This window comes from Methylobacterium organophilum (genome assembly GCF_022533465.1).
Classification (GTDB): domain Bacteria; phylum Pseudomonadota; class Alphaproteobacteria; order Rhizobiales; family Beijerinckiaceae; genus Methylobacterium; species Methylobacterium organophilum.
Genome location: NZ_CP092848.1, coordinates 2,291,133 through 2,308,308 on the forward strand (window position 1 = coordinate 2,291,133; position 17,176 = coordinate 2,308,308).

A 17,176-nucleotide genomic window follows, 5' to 3' on the forward strand; every position below is an offset into this window, starting at 1 on the left:
GTCAGCCCCGGGGGCCGACGAGGCCCGGCGGGATCGGGGGCTGCTCGCGCGGGGGAGCGGAGGCCTCCAGGGGCTGCGGCTTCGCGGCGGGTTTCGGGGCCGGCATGCGCGCCTCGACGGCCGGTTTGGGCGCCGACGGCTTCGAGGCCGGCTCCGAGGCCGGGCGCGCCGGCTTCGGAGCCGGCTTTGGCACGATCGCGCCGGTGGTCGCGACGTCCGGAACCGCGGCGGCGGGGGCGGGGGTGGCCGGGTTGTCGAGCCCGTAGATGTCGTCGCGGAAATGCGCGCGGCCATCCGCGGTGGCGTAGCCGGTCAGGTAGACGAAGGCGACCGGCACCGGCTTGGTGAGCTTGATGTCCCGGCGCTCGCCGGTGGCGATGCCGGTCTCGATCTCGATGGGCCCCCAGGTCGAGCCCGGCCCGTTCGGCCCCTCGGTGCCCTGGAGCAGCCAGGCCGCGAATTCCTTGACCTGCCCGACGCGGACGCAGCCATGGGAGTGGAAGCGGACATTGCCGGCGAACAGCGACTTCGCCGGGGTGTCGTGCATGTAGACCGCGTATTTGTTCGGCATGTCGATGCGGACCTGGCCGAGCGAATTGTCGAAGCCCGGATCCTGGCGCAGCGTGTAGTTGATCGCCTTCTCGCTCGACCAGTCGATCGCGGTCGGGTCCACCTCCGCGCCGCCGGGGCCGTAGATGCGGATGTGGTTCTTGGCGAGATAGCCCGGGTTCTTGCGCATCGTCGGGATGATCTCGTTCTTGATCACCGAGACGGGCAGGGTCCAGTTCGGGTTGAGATTGATGTCGGTGATGCGGGTCGCCACGACCGGGGTCGCCTTGTCCGGCGAGCCGACCACGGCGACGTAGCGGCGGGCCACCGCGCCCTTCTCCACCGCCTCCACCGCGGCCGAGGGGATGTTGACCACCACGTAGCGCTCGCCGAAGGCGAAGGTGGACCCCATCAGCCGCTCGGCGGAGGCGGCGAGCTGCCGGTGGCGCACGCTGGCCGGCACGTTGAGGGCATTGACCGTGAGCCGCGCCACGATGCCGGAATCGGGCAGCCCGTGCCGGGTCTGGAAGGATTTCACCGCGGCCACCAGCGGCGCGTCGTAGAGGTCCGAATGCACGGCGTCGGCGGCGAGGTCGCCGGTCATCACGAGATGGCCGCGCAGGGCCGCCACGGCCGGGTTGCGGTCCCCGGGCTTGAGGGCGAGCCCGGCGGGCAGGCTGCTCCAGCCGCCGGCCTCCGCCAGCGCCCGGTACTGCTCGGCCATCCGCACCGTGTCGAGGAAGGTGGCCGGAGTGAAGCTCGGCTGCGGGTCCTCGGCGATCTTGGCATAGATCGTGGCCGGCAGCTCGCGGCTCTTCCGGGCGGGCGCGGAGGCCGAGTCGGCCGCCGGAACCGGCGCGGCTTGCGGCGCGGCGGATTGGGGCGCCGCCGGGGGCGCGACCGGGCCCGCCTCCTGCGAGGAGGGCTGCACGGAGAGCGGCAGCGGCGCCGATGCGCCCTCGCGGGCGGACTCGGCCCCCGCGGCGGCGGCGGCGAGGAGAAGCGGCGCGAGGAGCGCCGGACGAAGGATGTGGTGACGCAGCAACATCGCCGGCCTCTGAGGGGTCGTGCCGGCAGGTTGCGCCGGGATGGTTACTTTTCCCCTCCCGCAGGCTGTCGCGCCTGTCCCCGAGCGTGACGGTTGCGCCGCCGTGATGCCGGGGCCGCTCGATCGAGGCGGAGGCCATGTCATCAAGTCCGCCGGGGCCGGAAACACACGGCCCGGCCCCGCTCTGGCGGAGGGCTTGCTTGCGTCAGGCCGCGTGGATCGGCGCATCGGTTCGGGATAGAAGTTCGGCACTTACGAAGCGGGAGAAGAGCCCTTGGCCACCATCATCCCCGTCGCACCCTTCGACTACGTGGTGTTCGGCGCCACCGGCGACCTGACCCAGCGCAAGCTCCTGCCGGCGCTCTATCACCGCTATCGCGACGGGCAGATCCCGGAGACGAGCCGCATCATTGGCGCCTCGCGCACGGAGCTCACGGAGGAGGCCTTCCGCGAGAAGGCCCGGGACGCGCTCAAGAGCTTCATCGCGCCCTTCGATCTCGACGAGGACAAGCTCGACGGCTTCCTGGCCCATCTCAGCTACGTCCATATCGACGCGCTGGGCGAGGACGGCTGGCCGGACCTCAAGGCGCTGCTCGACGAGCAGCCGGACCGGATCCGGCCCTATTACCTCGCGACCTCCCCCGATCTCTACGGCCCGATCTGCCGGAATCTCGACCGGTTCGGACTGATCGGCGAGAAGAGCCGCGTCGTGCTGGAGAAGCCGATCGGCAAGGACCTGAAATCGGCCCGCGCCATCAACGACGCCGTCGGCGCCGTCTTCCCCGAGAGCCAGATCTTCCGCATCGACCACTATCTCGGCAAGGAGACGGTGCAGAACCTGCTGGCCCTGCGCTTCGCCAACACGATCTTCGACCGGCTCTGGAACGCCGACGTGATCGACCACGTCCAGATCACCGTGGCCGAGACCGTGGGCGTCGAGGGGCGCGGCGGCTATTACGACACCTCGGGCGCCCTGCGGGACATGGTGCAGAACCACATCCTGCAGCTGCTCTGCCTCACGGCGATGGAGAGCCCGCTCTCCCTCGACGCCAATTCGGTGCGCGACGAGAAGCTGAAGGTGCTGCGCGCCCTGAAGCCCATCACCGCCGCCGACGTGCAGACGGTGACGGTGCGCGGGCAATACGTCTCCGGTGCCGTGGGCGGGAAGGCGGTGGCCGGCTACCAGGACGATCTGGGGCCGGAGGCCGCCACCAGCCGCACCGAGACCTTCGTCGCCCTGAAGCTCGAGGTGCGCTCCTGGCGCTGGGCCGGCGTGCCCTTCTACGTGCGCACCGGCAAGCGCCTGCCCAAGAAGCATTCCGAGATCGTGGTGCAGTTCCGCGCCTCGCCCTTCTCGATCTTTCCTTCCGAATCCTTCGGCCGCGAGCCGAACCGCCTGGTCATCCGGCTCCAGCCGGAGGAGGGCATGAAGCTCGAGGTAATGACCAAGGATCCGGGGCCGGGCGGCATGCGCCTGCGCCCGACCGATCTCGACATCTCCTTCGAGGAGACCTTCAAGCAGCGCTATCCCGACGCCTACGAGCGGCTGCTGATGGACGTGGTGCGCGGCAACGCCACCCTGTTCATGCGCCGGGACGAGGTGGAGGCCGCCTGGGAATGGGCGGACAAGCTGCTCAAGGCCTGGGCCGACCGGCCCGAGCCGCCGCGCCCCTATTCCGCCGGCAGCTGGGGGCCGACCGCCTCCATCGCCCTGATCGAGCGCGACGGCCGCACCTGGCACGAGGAGCTGAAGTAGCGCCGGGGTCAAAGAAAAAGGCGCCCCGGTAACCCGGTGCGCCTGAAAAGTTTCGATCCATTTCCTTGGGAGGAGAATGTCTCCCAGAGGTAAGGGCTGGGCGGCGGTTTCGGAAGGGTGCCGGCGGCGCATGGCACCGCTCATTCAGAAACCCGGCCATGCTCTTCGCGCAAGAGTCGGGTCCCTGCGGCGGACGTGCGCGGTTTCCGACACCTGTTCCGGGATGGGGACGCCGGCGCGCGCCGGCGGGTCGCCCCGCTCGAAGCGGACGATCGGACATATCGACAAGCCGCTCCCGTTCCTGTAGAGAGCCGGCCAACTCACAACAGGATGCCGAAATCCTGACGCCCGGCCTTTGCCGGACGGGCGCAACGGCGGAGATTTTCCATGAACATCATCGAGCAGCTCGAGCGGGAAGAGATCGCCCGTCTCAACAAGACCATTCCGGATTTCGAGCCGGGCGACACGGTCGTCGTCAACGTCCGCGTCAAGGAAGGCGACCGCACCCGCGTGCAGGCCTATGAGGGCGTCTGCATCGCCCGTTCCGGCGGCGGCCTCAACGAGAGCTTCACCGTCCGCAAGATCTCCTACGGCGAGGGCGTCGAGCGCGTCTTCCCGGTCCATTCGCCGATGATCGATTCGATCAAGGTGGCCCGCCGCGGCAAGGTCCGCCGCGCCAAGCTCTACTACCTGCGCGACCGCCGCGGTAAGTCGGCCCGTATCGTCGAGCGCTCCGACCGCGCCGAGAAGGCCGCCAAGGCTGCCAAGGTCGCCGCCGCCGAGTAAGGTTTTTCGGCCCGCGCCACGGCGTGGGCCCGGATCTCCCTTCGACCCGCTCCGATCGCCTCGGGGCGGGTTTTTCGTTGCGCGTTGGCCTCGCGTCCGGATGATTCGATGGGGGTGAGCCGGAGCCTCTCTCCTCGCCTCCCGGGCGAGGGGAACCGCGCGCAGCGCGGTGGAGTGGGACCCTGAGCGCGGTCCGGAAAGCTCGCCGCCCTCTCCGTCCGCTTCGCGGCCACCTCTCCCGAGGGGAGAGGAAAGGCCGTCGCAGACCGGGCCGAGCACGCGAAACAGCCGCGCTCCCCCGCCGATCGGGTGCTCAATCGTCCTTCGGGGCGGTGAGCAGGGGCGGGAAGCTGGCAAGGAAGCGGGCGCGCTCCCAGAGGTCGACGCCGTGGCCGTTCACCAGGGACTGGGCCTTCACCTTGGCGGCCTCGTCGTCCTCCGCCTCGATCACCACGACGGAGCGGATCGAACCTGTCGGGTCGAGATAATAGGCCCGGTAGGTCGGGAGACCCGGGGCGGGGCTGTCGGTCGTGGTGGCCGTGCTCGGCATTAGGTCGCCCGGTTGTCGGCGGGAGGACAAGTCTCTCCGGCACCGGCGCCTGGGATCTTACAGCCGGTGATTGTTATACTGTGATGGTTTGCCGGTGCGATTGATAGTTCACAAAGATACAGAATCTGGATTTTATTAAGCCCTGGTGCGGGACCGTCTCGTGCCGGACGAAGGCCGGTGCCCCAAAGCAGAAAGGCCGCCCGAGGGGCGGCCTTTCCGTTGAGGGCGAAGCGGGAAGCTTCGGATCAGCGCGAGTAGAACTCGATGACCAGGTTCGGTTCCATCTGTACCGGATAGGGCACCTCGGAGAGGCCCGGGATCCGGGTGATGCGGGCGGTCATCTTGGAATGATCGACCTCGATGTAGTCGGGCACGTCGCGCTCGGCGAGCTGGCTCGCCACCACGACGATCTCGAGCTGGCGGGAGGCTTCCTTGACCTCGATGAGGTCGCCGGCCTTCACCTGGTAGCTCGGGATGTTGACCCGGCGACCGTTCACCTTGACGTGGCCGTGGTTCACGAACTGACGCGCCGCGAACGGGGTCGGAACGAACTTCGAACGGTACACGACGGCGTCGAGGCGGCGCTCGAGCAGACCGATCAGGTTCTCGCCGGAGTCGCCACGCAGGCGGATCGCCTCGGCGTAGTAACGGCGGAACTGCTTCTCGGTGATGTTGCCGTAGTAGCCCTTGAGCTTCTGCTTGGCGCGCAGCTGCGTGCCGAAGTCGCTCATCTTGCCCTTGCGGCGCTGGCCGTGCTGGCCGGGGCCGTATTCACGGCGGTTGACGGGGCTCTTCGGGCGGCCCCAGATGTTCTGGCCCATGCGGCGATCGAGCTTGTGCTTCGCCTGGACGCGTTTGGACATCGCTGTTCCTCTGGAACAAGTTGAGGAACGCGCCCTCCTTTTCCTCGCGGCTCGCGCCGCAAGGACGACAGAGCGGGTTTCGGGCCGCTCGCGGGTGCGTATGAAAATGCCACGGGGCCCCTGATCGGAGCCCCGCGAACCGGCCGCTCCTAGACGAGAAGAGCGGCGGCGTCAATCGAGGACGGCCGGGTCCCCGGGCGCACCGGCACGATCGTGCCGATTGCGCGCGGCTAATGCTGTGCCCGCCACTCGGCGATCAGATCGCAGAGCGCGGCATGGCCCGCCTGCGCGGCCCGGCGCTGCGTCGGCCAGACATCCTTGGAGGAATCGACCACCCGCAGCCCCTGCCGGATCTCCCATCGAAACCGCTGCGCCTGGCTGGGGGAGGGCTCGACGGTGAGGGTGTAGGGATGATGGGTCTGGAGATGCATGTGCAGAATAATGCCATGCAGGGGTGCGGCGACCCACCGGATCCGATGCATGGCTGCACCGGCGAGGGTCCCGGCCGCGTCAGGGGCCGGCCAGGGACGCTCACGCGCGCCGCAGGGGCAGAGCCTCGACGCCGATCTCCGCAAGGCCGCGCCGGGCCAGGCTGCGTTCGAGGGCCGGGTTCAGGCCCGCGCCGCCGGTGAAGATACCCTGGACCGGCTGCGGCCGGTCCCGCGCCTCGCCCGGCCCGAGCAGCTGCACCACCCGCCGGGCGATGGCCGGGGCCGGGTCGATCCAGCCGACGAGCCAGGGGGCCAGGGCCTCGAAGCGGGGCAGCAGCAGCGGGTAATGGGTGCAGGACAGGCAGATCACGTCCGTGCGCCGGCCATCCTCCAGGGTGCGGAAGCAGGGGGCGATCTCCGCGGCGAGCGCCGCATCCGTCACCGGCTCGCCCGCCATCTCGGCCTCCGCGTAGCGGGCGAGGTTCGGCGCGCCGACCAGGGTGACGGCGCAATCGCCGGCATAGGTGGCGACGAGGTCGCGGGTGTAGCTGCGGGCCACGGTGCCCGGGGTCGCGAGCAGCGTCACCACCTTCGAGCGCGAGAGGGCGGCGGCGGGCTTGATCGGCGGCACCACGCCGACGAAGGGCGTAACGAAGCGCTGGCGCAGGGCCGGGAGCACCACCGTCGAGGCGGTGTTGCAGGCGATCACCACGAGATCGGGCGCGTGCAGGGCGAGCAGCCGCTCCATCACCGCGAGGACGCGCTCCACCAGCACCGGCTCGCTGAGGGCGCCGTAGGGGAAGGCCGCGTCGTCCGCGCAATAGAGCGTGCGCGCATCCGGCCGGGCCGCCCGCACCTGCTCCAGCACGGTCAGGCCGCCGAGGCCGGAATCGAAGACGAGAATCGTCGGTTCGCGAAGGGAAGCCGGCGACGCGGCGGCGAAGGTCGCTCCGGCCATCAGATCGATCCGCATGCGAGTAACCCGTCTCTGCCTCGGGGCGAAGTGTCGGGGGGCGATGGTTAAGGCCGGCTCACCGTGGCCGCATCAAGGCCGCGGCGCCGGTTCGCCGCGTGCAAACCCTGTGGATGCCGGCCCGGCGCGCGGGGGGGCGCGACGAACGGTGCCGCTCCCTCCGCGTTGTCGCGGCGAAATCGCGGACTACCTGCGCCGTGAGTTCAGAGAACGAGGTCCTCCCGATGGCAGCGAGCGCAGCGGTCTTCTCCTCCCGTCCCGCCTCCGGGGCCCGGGCCTTCCCGCCGCCGGAGGTCTCGGCCCGGCCCGTCGACCGGGAGGCCTGGATCGCCGCCTTCCACGCGGTGCGGGCGGAGACCGAGCGGCGGGCGGCGCCGCTCTCGGCCGAGGACCAGCAGGTCCAGTCCATGGAGGATGCGAGCCCGACCAAGTGGCACCGCGCCCATGTCACCTGGTTCTTCGAGCAGTTCCTGCTGCGGGAGCACCTGCCCGGCTACGCCATCTACGATGAGCGCCTGCATTACCTGTTCAACTCGTACTACGTGCAGGCCGGGCCGCGGCAGCCGCGCTTCCTGCGGGGCATGATCACCCGGCCGCGGATGGAGGAGGTGGCGGCCTACCGCGCCCATGTCGACCGCGCCGTCGACGCCCTGCTGCGCGAGGCCTCCGCCGCCGCCCTCGACGCGATCCTCCCCGTTCTGGAGATCGGCCTCTACCACGAGCAGCAGCATCAGGAGCTGCTGCTGACCGACATCCTGCACGCCTTCGCCCAGAACCCGCTGAGCCCCGTCTACGACGCGGCCTGGCGCTTCCCCGCCGCGGAGGCGCGCACCGGCACGGCGGAGCTCCCCCGCGGCATCACCCAGATCGGGCATGCGGGCGAAGGCTTCGCCTTCGACAACGAATCCCCCCGCCACGACGTCCTGATGCTGCCGGGCACGATCGACCGGGCCCTCGTCACCAACGCCCAGTGGCGCGCCTTCATGGAGGATGGCGGCTACGCGCGGGCCGAGCTCTGGCTCTCGGACGGCTGGCTCAAGGTCCAGGCCGAGGGCTGGGAGGCGCCGGGCTACTGGCGCCGGGCCGAGGGCGGCTGGGCGAGCATGACGCTCGCCGGTCTCCGGCCCGTCGATCCGGGCCTGCCGGTCACCCATGTCAGCTATTACGAGGCCGACGCCTATGCCCGCTGGGCGGGGCGCGACCTGCCGACGGAGGCCGAATGGGAGGTCGCCGCCCGCGAGGGGCTTCTGGGCGATGCCTTCGGCCGCGTCTGGCAATGGACCCGCAGCGCCTACGGCCCCTATCCCGGCTATCGCCCGCTCCCCGGCGCGCTCGGCGAGTACAACGGCAAGTTCATGTCGAACCAGTACGTGCTGCGCGGCTCCTCGGTCGCGACCCCGGAGGGGCATGCGCGGATCGGCTACCGCAATTTCTTCTACCCGCACCAGCGCTGGCAGTTCACCGGCCTGCGCCTCTCGGATGCACGCTCCACCGGAGCGTGAAGACCGAACGTGAACACCTGCCCAAGATCGCACGTTTCTTCCTGCCCGGCGCCCTGCCGGGGTCCCGAACGCTCGCCGCCGGAGGATCTTCCTTGACCGTCCATCCCCGCTTCGACGACGCCAAGCCCCTCGCCCAGGCCCCCGAGGACCGGCTGTTCCGGGACGATGTCTGGAACGGGCTCGGCGCCGCGCGCAAGGAGCTGCCGGCGAAGTACTTCTACGACGCCGCCGGCTCGGCCCTGTTCGAGAAGATCACGGTGCTGCCGGAATACTATCCCACCCGCACCGAGCTGAAGATCCTCGACGAGCGCGGCCCCGAGATCGCGGCGGCCCTGCCGAAAGGCGCGGCGCTGGTCGAGTTCGGCGCCGGCTCGACGGTGAAGCTGCGCCGCCTGCTCCGCCACATGAAGGACCTGACGGCCTATGTGCCGGTGGATGTCTCCGGCGAGTTCCTGCGCGAGCAGGCCGAGACCCTGCGCGGGGATTTCCCCCATCTCGCGATCGCCCCCGTCGTGGCCGATTTCACCCGGCCCTTCGCCCTGCCGGCCTCCCTGGGCGACGCGCCCCGGGCCGGCTTCTTCCCCGGTTCCACCATCGGCAATTTCCGGCCGGAGGAGGCGGTGGCGCTGCTCGACACCTTCGGCCGCATCCTCGGCCAGGGCGCCCGGCTCGTCGTGGGCGTCGATCTCGTCAAGGACCGAGCGGTGCTCGAGGCGGCCTATGACGATGCGGCCGGCGTCACCGCGGCCTTCAACATGAACCTGCTCGCCCGCATCAACCGGGAACTCGCCGGAAGCTTCGACGCGGCGCAGTTCGCCCATCGCGCCCTGTTCAACCCCGAGGCCTCGCGCATCGAGATGCATCTCGTCAGCCGCACGCGGCAGCAGGTCGAGATCGCCGGCCGCCGCTTCGGCTTCGAGCGGGGCGAGACGATCCATACCGAGAACAGCTACAAGTACACGATCGCCGGCTTCCGGGCGCTCGCCGCCGAGGCCGGCTGGTCGGCCGCGGAGGTCTGGACCGACGCGGAGGGGCTGTTCTCCGTGCACGTGCTGGAGCGGACGGGCCCGCGCGATTGAGGCCGCGGCCCGCCGGCTTCAGGCGACGAGATCCCGCAGGATCGCGAACAGGGCCTCGGTGTCGATCCGGTAGCGGTCCTCGATCGAGACGTGGCCCATGAGGAAGCGGTAATCGAGCCCGGCGAGGTAGGCCAGGTGCTTCATGCACCAGCTGACATGGTCCGGATGCTGGAATTCCAGCACCCGCGTGCCGGCCTCGCAGAAGGCGAGATTGGTCAGGCCGGCGCCGTGCGGCCCGATCACGATGCGCGCATGGGCGAAGAGGGCGACCTGCTGCGCCAGCGACAGCCCGGTGAGCCGGACCACCGTGAAGCCGAAACGGGCGAGGAGCCCTTCGATCTCCGCCTCGTTCTCCAGGCGCCGAAACTTGGAATCCGAGCGCGTGACGTAGATGCGCTCCGGCCCCGGGGGTGCCTGGCCGGCCGTGCCCCGCTTGATGATCGCGAAAGCCGTCATCGCGGCGGGATGGATGTCGATCCCGTGCGGGGTCTGCTGGAAGGGCGCCAGCAATTCCTCCACGAAGACGGCCCCCGCATCCTGGAGCCTCACGATCGGCAGCCCGTAATGCTCCGCCACCAGCTCGGCGGATTGCCGCTGCGCCTCCCAGAGATAGTCGGGCAGCAGGACGACGAGGTCCTTCCGGCGCGACGGCAGCTCGCCGTAGAGGGCGATCTTGCAGACGAAGAACAGGAGCCAGTGGAAGTGGTTGCCGGACACCCCGGCCAGGGCGTGGAGCGCCCGGCGCGCGCGCAAGGTGGGCACCACGTCGAAGCGGCCGAGTTCCGCCTCCGAGAATTTGAGCAGGTTCCTGTCCATGAAGAAGGGGAAATGGAACAGGGATTCGCGGACGACGGCGCCGTCCTTCTCGATGGCGCCGTACTTGTTGAGCACGATCGCGTCGTGGAAGGTCAGCAGATCGATTCCGCTGGCGACGTAGCTGTCCCGCGCCCCGTCGCCGGCGGCCTTCGGCGCCGCGACCTTGACCGCCGGGGCGATGAGGTCGATCCGGTCGGCGAGTCTGCGGCCGGATTCGACGGTGAGGGTGGTGAGGCCCGGCTCCCGGGACAGGCGCGTCTCGATGCCGGAATCCGGCCAGAGAACCAGGCGGCCCGCCAGGGTGTCCGGACGCTCCGTCCCGGCCGGGAGGTCGAATTCGACGCTTCTGCGGCCGTCGAGATGCTGGAAGACGAGCGTCGCGTCTTCGATCGCCCAGAAATACTCGTTCGGGTGCTCCTGGCCGACGATCCGCCCGTCGGGGGCGAGCTTGATGACCCGTCCCGTGGCGTCGTGCGTGTGGGTGTAGCGCCAGAAAACGGATCCGAGGTCGATCGCCATCTGCTGCCCGACTGACCGTGCCGTTCGGCCCAGCCGCGCGCCGGCGCGCCCCGAGGGGGCGGAGCCGGCCGCGCCGGGAGAGACGGCAAGACAAGCGACATCCCGCCCCGCGGCGGAGGGCGATCCGGCGTCGCGCGCCGGATCGGGAGCGTCCCGGCGGCCGGCCTTCGCGGCGTCAGCCTCCGGGGGCGGGTCGCGGCGGCGGCGGCCACCGCGACGGCAGGCGCATCAGAACACCTGCCCGGCGCCCTCGTTGCGCTTGGGCGCGCCGGGGACGCCGGCCTCCGCATCCGCCTTGTCGGCGGCGCGCTTGTCGAGGGCGCGCTCCACCACCTTGGCGAGGCCGACCATGATCTGGTCGAGCTCGTAATCCTTCGGGGTGTAGACGGCGGTGACGCCCATGTTCTTGAGCACCAGCTCGTCGTCCGTCGAGATGATGCCGCCGACGACCACGGGGATGTGGTCGAGGCCGGCCTCGCGCAGCTTGGCCTTCACGTCGCGCACCAGGGGCACATGCGAGCCCGAGAGGATCGACAGGCCGATCACGTGGGCGCCCCGCTCCTTCGCCTTGGCGACGATCTCCGCCGGGGTCTGGCGGATGCCGTCATAGGTCACGTCGAAGCCGACGTCGCGGGCGCGCAGGGCGATCTGCTCGGCGCCGTTCGAGTGGCCGTCGAGGCCGGGCTTGCCGACCACGAGCTTCGGCGTCTCGCCGAGGCGCTCGCCGAGGTCGGCGATGAGGAGCTTGGCCTCCTCGGCGGCGCCGGAGGTGACCGTCTCCAGGGTCACGCCGGTCGGCGCGCGGTACTCGCCGAAGACCTCGCGCAGGCGCTGGCCCCATTCGCCCGTGGTGACGCCCGCCTTCGCCGCGGCGATCGAGACCGGCATGATGTTGGCGCCGGAGCGGGCGGCCTGTTCCAGGTCGTCCAGGGCCTTGCCCACCGCCCGGTCGTCGCGCTTCGAGCGCCATTCGCGGATGCGGGCCTCGGCCTCCATCTCCACCGTCTCGGAGACGGTGAAGATCGCGCCCTCGCCGGCGGTGAGGGGCGAGGGCTCGCCCTGCTGCCACTTGTTGACGCCGACGACGATCTGATCGCCCTTCTCGATGGCCGAGATGCGCTTGGCGTTGGATTCCACCAGCGCCCGCTTCAGCTCGCCCGCCTCGACGGCCGTCACCGCGCCGCCGATCTCGGCGATGCGCTTCAACTCGGCCCGGGTCTGCTCCTTCAGGGCCTCGACCTTGGCCTCGATCACCGTCGAGCCGTCGAAGATGTCGTCGTATTCGAGCAGGTCCGTCTCGAAGGCGAGGATCTGCTGCATGCGCATGGACCATTGCTGGTCCCAGGGGCGCGGCAGGCCGAGGGCCTCGTTCCAGGCGGGCAGCTGCACCGCCCGGGCGCGGGCGCGCTTGGACAGCGTCACCGCCAGCATCTCGATGAGGATGCGGTGGACGTTGTTCTCGGGTTGCTGCTCGGTGAGGCCGAGAGAGTTCACCTGCACGCCGTAGCGGAAGATGCGCTTCTTCGGGTCGGTGATGCCGTAGCGCTCCTGGGCGATCTCGTCCCAGAGCTCGCTGAACGCGCGCATCTTGCAGATCTCGGTGATGAACCGCATGCCCGCGTTCACGAAGAACGAGATCCGGCTGAAGACGTCGGGGAAGCTCGCCTCGTCGAAATCGGGGTCGGCCCGCACGGTGTCGAGCACGGCGATGGCGATGGCCAGCGCGTAGGACAGCTCCTGGACCGGCGTCGCCCCCGCCTCCTGCAGGTGGTAGGAGCAGACGTTCATCGGGTTCCACTTCGGCACGTTCTTGGTCGTGAACAGGATCACGTCCTTGGTGAGCCGGAGCGAGGGCGCGGGCGGGAACACGTAGGTGCCGCGCGAGAGATACTCCTTGATGATGTCGTTCTGTGTGGTGCCCTGCAGGGCCGAGATCGGCGCGCCCTGCTCCTCGGCCACCGCGAGATAGAGCGACAGCAGCCACGGCGCCGTGGCGTTGATCGTCATCGAGGTGTTCATCTGGGCGAGCGGGATCTGGTCGAACAGGCTCCGCATGTCGCCGAGATGGGCGATCGAGACGCCGACCTTGCCGACCTCGCCGCGGGCGAGCTCGTGGTCGGGGTCGTAGCCGGTCTGGGTCGGCAGGTCGAAGGCGACGGAGAGACCGGTCTGGCCCTTGGCGAGGTTGCCGCGATACAGCTTGTTGGATTCCGCCGCCGTCGAGTGACCGGCATAGGTGCGGATGATCCAAGGTTTGTCGCGCTTGACCTCCGCGACGCTCGCGCTGGCGCTCATCCCGCTCGACTCCGTATACCAGAATTCGTCTTAATCCCGCGCGTGCCGCGCGATGTCGGCGGCACCGTAGCGAAGCGGCCGCGGCTCGTCATCTGGGAGAAAGGTCGGGGTCGGTCGGTCCGGCGACTGGAAAAACTTGATGCCGCGTGAAGCGGATTTTTTCGCGTGAAGGTCCCGCATTGCGCCATGCACGGCACGGGCGAGGGGGACTCGCCCGTGCGTGAGAGCGCCGGCTCACGGCTGTTTCAGAGGATGTGCGGGCTCAATAGCCGTTCGCGCACACCCGCATGCGGGCCGGGCCGCCATTGCTCTGGTGGCTCTTGGCGTGGCCGATCGAGCCCGTCATGTCCTGGGTCGGGTTGCCGCCCGGGCGCTTCACGACGATCTCGCACGTGCTCCGCGACGCGGCGGGCCAGCTCGGCGCCGCCGGGACCTGGACCACGTCCAGCCGCCCGCCGCGGGGGACGAGGATGGAGCGGGGCGAGCCCGGCGCGGGCAGGCGGTCGAGGTCGGGCGCGATGCTCGACCAATGCGGGGCCGCGTTCCTCGGCAGCACGGGCTTGGTCACCTTGGCCGCCTTGGCGGCCCGGGGCCGCTCGTTCCCGGCACCCGGCCGCGATGTTGCAGGGACGGCCGCGGTGGCGAGCACCGCGAGCGCAAGCGAGAGGCAGGAGAGAAAGCGCCGCAAGATCTTGCTCCAGTAATTGTCAGGGCCTGCCTAACGACGAGGCATATGAGCAAGATAATGGGCAAATACCGGTAATATGTGCTGCGGCACACGAAGGTGTTTTGCCGATTTAATCCTTCGTCTTCTCGAAATTTTGCCGGGATGATGGCGCCCGCGCCGACGTGGGCGCGGTTCTTCCTCCCGCGGCTGGTCCCGGGCCCGGTCGGTCGTCCGCGCAAGAAGGCGGCGCCACGCCGCAGTTTCGAAGGGCTCCAACCTCCGCTTCGTGCGTTGAGCCGGCGAGGACGATCGTGCCGACAGCCAAGGAGGAACCCGCGATGGCAGACCAGAGCCCGCGGCTGACCACAGCCTTCGGAAACCCGGTTTCCGACAACCAGAATTCCCTCACTGCCGGCCCGCGCGGCCCGGTGCTGATGCAGGACTACCACCTCATCGAGAAGATGGCCCATTTCAACCGGGAGCGGATCCCGGAGCGGGTGGTGCATGCCAAGGGCTACGGCGCCTACGGCACCTTCCGCCTCACCCGATCACTGGCGGAATACACTCGGGCCAAGGTGCTGACCGAGGTCGGCAAGGACGTGCCGATGGTCGCCCGCTTCTCGACGGTGGGCGGCGAATCCGGCTCGGCCGACACCGCCCGCGACCCCCGCGGCTTCGCCCTCAAGTTCTACACGGAGGAGGGCAACTGGGATCTCGTCGGCAACAACACGCCGATCTTCTTCGTGCGCGACGCGATCAAGTTCTCCGACTTCATCCGCACCCAGAAGCGCGACCCGCGCACCCATCTGAAGCCGCATTGGCGCCGCTGGGACTTCTGGAGCCTCTCGCCCGAGGCGATCCACCAGGTGATGTTCCTCTATTCCGACCGCGGCACCCCGAAATCCGCGCGCTTCATGAACGGCTACGGCTCGCACACCTTCTCGCTCTGGAACGACAGGGGCGAGCGCCACTGGGTGAAGTTCCACTTCCACACCAAGCAGGGCATCCAGAACTTCTCCGCCGACGAGGCCGACGAGGTCGCCGGCAAGGATCCCGACTACTCCTCTGCCGACCTCTCCCACGCCATCGAGACAGGCGACTTCCCGAAATGGCGGGTCTCGGTGCAGCTCATGCCGGAGCTCGAGGCCGACAGCTACCGCATCAACCCCTTCGACCTCACCAAGGTCTGGCCGCATGCCGACTACCCGCTGATCGAGATCGGCGAGATGGAGCTGAACCGCAACCCGGACAACTACTTCGCCGAGATCGAGCAATCGGCCTTCGAGCCCTCGAACGTGGTGCCCGGCATCGGCTTCTCCCCGGACAAGATGCTGCAGAATCGCGTGCTCTCCTACGCGGACGCCCATCGCTACCGGCTCGGGGTCAATTACCAGCAGATCCCGGTGAACCAGGCCAAGAACGCCCCCGTCCAGACCTATCACCGCGACGGCGCCATGCGCACCGACGGCAATCACGGCGCGCAGGTCGATTACGAGCCGAATTCCTTCGGCGGCCCGGTACAGGATCCGTCCTTCGCGGAGCCGCCCCTGCGCCTCAAGGGCGAGGCCGGCCGCTACGGCTGGCCGGGGGACGACGAGGATCTCTACGGCCAGCCGAAAATCTTCTGGACCAAAGTGCTCGACGAGGGCGGGCGCAAGCGGCTCGTGGAGAACATCGTCACCTCCATGAGTGACAGCCCCCGCCCCATCCAGGAGCGGATGATCGCCCATTGGTACAAGGTGCACGAGGATTTCGGGCGCGGGGTCGCCGAGGGGCTCGGCATCGGCGGGAGCCGGGCCGCGGCCGAGTAGCCGAAAACCCGAGAAATCCCGGTATATTGCATTCAGGAGGGCATCGGCTGTGGCCGATGCCCTTTTTCCAGGATCTGGAGCCGGTCTCCGCCTTTCGGCCCACTTGGAAGGGCGGAAACATCGTGCTTATAGCGTCGCTAAGCCCGGAGGCCCGGGCAACAACGAGCGTATAAGGGAGAGCCACGATGGCTGCGAGCGCAGCACCGGCCTGGACCGGCCAGACGGCGGAAGCCAAGGACCTTTACGAGCTCGGCGAGATCCCGCCGCTCGGCCACGTGCCTGCCAAGATGTATGCCTGGGCGATCCGCCGCGAGCGCCACGGGCCGCCGGAGCAGTCCCATCAGCTCGAAGTGCTGCCGGTCTGGGACATCGGCGACGACGAGGTGCTCGTCTACGTCATGGCCGCCGGCGTGAACTACAACGGCGTCTGGGCCGGCCTCGGCGAGCCGATCTCCCCCTTCGACGTGCACAAGGGCGAGTACCACATCGCCGGTTCCGACGCCTCCGGCATCGTCTGGAAGGTCGGCGCCAAGGTGAAGCGCTGGAAGGTCGGCGACGAGGTCATCGTCCACTGCAACCAGGACGACGGCGACGACGAGGAGTGCAACGGCGGCGACCCGATGTTCTCGCCGACCCAGCGCATCTGGGGCTACGAGACCGGCGACGGCTCCTTCGCCCAGTTCTGCCGGGTGCAGTCCCGCCAGCTCATGGCGCGGCCGAAGCACCTGACCTGGGAGGAGGCGGCCTGCTACACGCTGACGCTCGCCACCGCCTACCGCATGCTGTTCGGCCACGCCCCGCACACCGTGCGGCCCGGCCAGAACGTGCTGATCTGGGGCGCCTCCGGCGGCCTCGGCGTGTTCGGCGTACAGCTCTGCGCCGCCTCGGGCGCCAACGCCATCGCCGTGATCTCGGACGAGTCGAAGCGCGACTACGTGATGAGCCTCGGCGCCAAGGGCGTCATCAACCGCAAGGACTTCGATTGCTGGGGCCAGCTGCCGAAGGTGAACAGCCCCGAATACAACACCTGGCTCAAGGAAGCCCGGCGGTTCGGCAAGGCGATCTGGGACATCACCGGCAAGGGCAACGACGTCGACATCGTGTTCGAGCACCCGGGCGAGGCGACCTTCCCGGTCTCGTCGCTGGTGGTGAAGCGCGGCGGCATGGTGGTGTTCTGCGCCGGCACGACCGGCTTCAACATCACCTTCGACGCCCGCTACGTCTGGATGCGGCAGAAGCGCATCCAGGGCTCGCACTTCGCCCACCTCAAGCAGGCCTCGGCCGCCAACCAGTTCGTCATGGACCGGCGGGTCGATCCCTGCATGAGCGAGGTATTCCCCTGGGACAAGATCCCGGCGGCCCACACCAAGATGTGGAAGAACCAGCACCCGCCGGGCAACATGGCGGTGCTCGTCAATTCGACCCGCGCCGGCCTGCGCACGGTCGAAGACGTCATTGAGGCGGGCCCGCTCAAGGCGATGTGAGCCTCATGCTTGCGGCGCGCACCTTGAGGGCGGGCGCCGCGGGAGAG

General features: G+C 69.2%; 14 protein-coding genes. 6 read left to right on the plus strand and 8 right to left on the minus strand.

All coding sequences use genetic code 11. The annotated features are described in order from the left end of the window. Window position 1: 1 nt before the first annotated feature. A complete protein-coding gene (locus MMB17_RS10590) occupies window positions 2-1,597 on the minus strand; it encodes a L,D-transpeptidase family protein (protein WP_241101896.1) in 1,596 nt (531 codons plus the stop codon). Window positions 1,598-1,871: 274 nt separating this feature from the next. Between MMB17_RS10590 and zwf the strand changes: the two genes are divergently transcribed. Both zwf and rplS read left to right on the plus strand, forming a co-directional pair. Then, entirely contained in the window at window positions 1,872-3,353 is a 1,482-nt protein-coding gene (gene zwf, locus MMB17_RS10595) for a glucose-6-phosphate dehydrogenase (RefSeq protein ID WP_238310357.1), read from the plus strand. Between the two features lie 387 nt (window positions 3,354-3,740). Continuing rightward, on the plus strand, window positions 3,741-4,139 hold the full coding sequence (gene rplS / locus MMB17_RS10600) for a 50S ribosomal protein L19 (protein WP_238310356.1): 399 nt from the start codon (window positions 3,741-3,743) through the stop codon (window positions 4,137-4,139). 313 nt (window positions 4,140-4,452) lie between these two features. Here rplS and MMB17_RS10605 read toward each other — a convergent pair whose 3' ends face one another. From MMB17_RS10605 to murI, 4 genes are all read right to left on the minus strand, one after another. Then, window positions 4,453-4,689 carry a hypothetical protein gene (locus tag MMB17_RS10605; protein ID WP_241101897.1) on the minus strand — a complete coding sequence of 79 codons (237 nt, stop codon included), beginning with the start codon at window positions 4,687-4,689 and terminating at the stop codon, window positions 4,453-4,455. A gap of 245 nt (window positions 4,690-4,934) precedes the next feature. Beyond that, entirely contained in the window at window positions 4,935-5,552 is a 618-nt protein-coding gene (gene rpsD / locus MMB17_RS10610; RefSeq protein WP_241101898.1) for a 30S ribosomal protein S4, read from the minus strand. 230 nt (window positions 5,553-5,782) lie between these two features. Next, window positions 5,783-5,983 carry a hypothetical protein gene (locus MMB17_RS10615; RefSeq protein WP_241101899.1) on the minus strand — a complete coding sequence of 67 codons (201 nt, stop codon included), beginning with the start codon at window positions 5,981-5,983 and terminating at the stop codon, window positions 5,783-5,785. 100 nt (window positions 5,984-6,083) lie between these two features. Further along, the gene (gene murI, locus MMB17_RS10620) at window positions 6,084-6,956 is read right to left on the minus strand and encodes a glutamate racemase (RefSeq protein ID WP_241101900.1); all 873 of its coding nucleotides are present in this window, start codon (window positions 6,954-6,956) and stop codon (window positions 6,084-6,086) included. A 224-nt stretch (window positions 6,957-7,180) separates the two neighbouring features. Between murI and egtB the strand changes: the two genes are divergently transcribed. Next, window positions 7,181-8,458, plus strand: a complete 1,278-nt coding sequence (gene egtB / locus MMB17_RS10625; RefSeq protein ID WP_241101901.1) for an ergothioneine biosynthesis protein EgtB — start codon at window positions 7,181-7,183, stop codon at window positions 8,456-8,458. 92 nt (window positions 8,459-8,550) lie between these two features. Then, complete coding sequence (gene egtD / locus MMB17_RS10630; RefSeq protein WP_241101902.1) at window positions 8,551-9,537, plus strand: L-histidine N(alpha)-methyltransferase; 987 nt, start codon at window positions 8,551-8,553, stop codon at window positions 9,535-9,537. A gap of 18 nt (window positions 9,538-9,555) precedes the next feature. Here egtD and MMB17_RS10635 read toward each other — a convergent pair whose 3' ends face one another. The 3 genes from MMB17_RS10635 to MMB17_RS10645 form a co-directional block, all read right to left on the minus strand. Beyond that, on the minus strand, window positions 9,556-10,872 hold the full coding sequence (locus MMB17_RS10635) for a glycosyltransferase family 61 protein (RefSeq protein ID WP_241101903.1): 1,317 nt from the start codon (window positions 10,870-10,872) through the stop codon (window positions 9,556-9,558). A gap of 228 nt (window positions 10,873-11,100) precedes the next feature. Then, window positions 11,101-13,167 carry a protein meaA gene (locus MMB17_RS10640; RefSeq protein WP_238310348.1) on the minus strand — a complete coding sequence of 689 codons (2,067 nt, stop codon included), beginning with the start codon at window positions 13,165-13,167 and terminating at the stop codon, window positions 11,101-11,103. Between the two features lie 262 nt (window positions 13,168-13,429). Beyond that, window positions 13,430-13,855: a hypothetical protein gene (locus MMB17_RS10645; protein ID WP_241101904.1), complete on the minus strand. Its 426-nt coding sequence runs from the start codon at window positions 13,853-13,855 to the stop codon at window positions 13,430-13,432. A gap of 317 nt (window positions 13,856-14,172) precedes the next feature. Here MMB17_RS10645 and MMB17_RS10650 point away from each other — a divergent pair, with 317 nt between their 5' ends. Continuing rightward, window positions 14,173-15,645 carry a catalase gene (locus tag MMB17_RS10650; protein ID WP_241101905.1) on the plus strand — a complete coding sequence of 491 codons (1,473 nt, stop codon included), beginning with the start codon at window positions 14,173-14,175 and terminating at the stop codon, window positions 15,643-15,645. A gap of 185 nt (window positions 15,646-15,830) precedes the next feature. Then, on the plus strand, window positions 15,831-17,129 hold the full coding sequence (ccrA, locus tag MMB17_RS10655; protein WP_017482797.1) for a crotonyl-CoA carboxylase/reductase: 1,299 nt from the start codon (window positions 15,831-15,833) through the stop codon (window positions 17,127-17,129). Window positions 17,130-17,176: the final 47 nt, after the last annotated feature.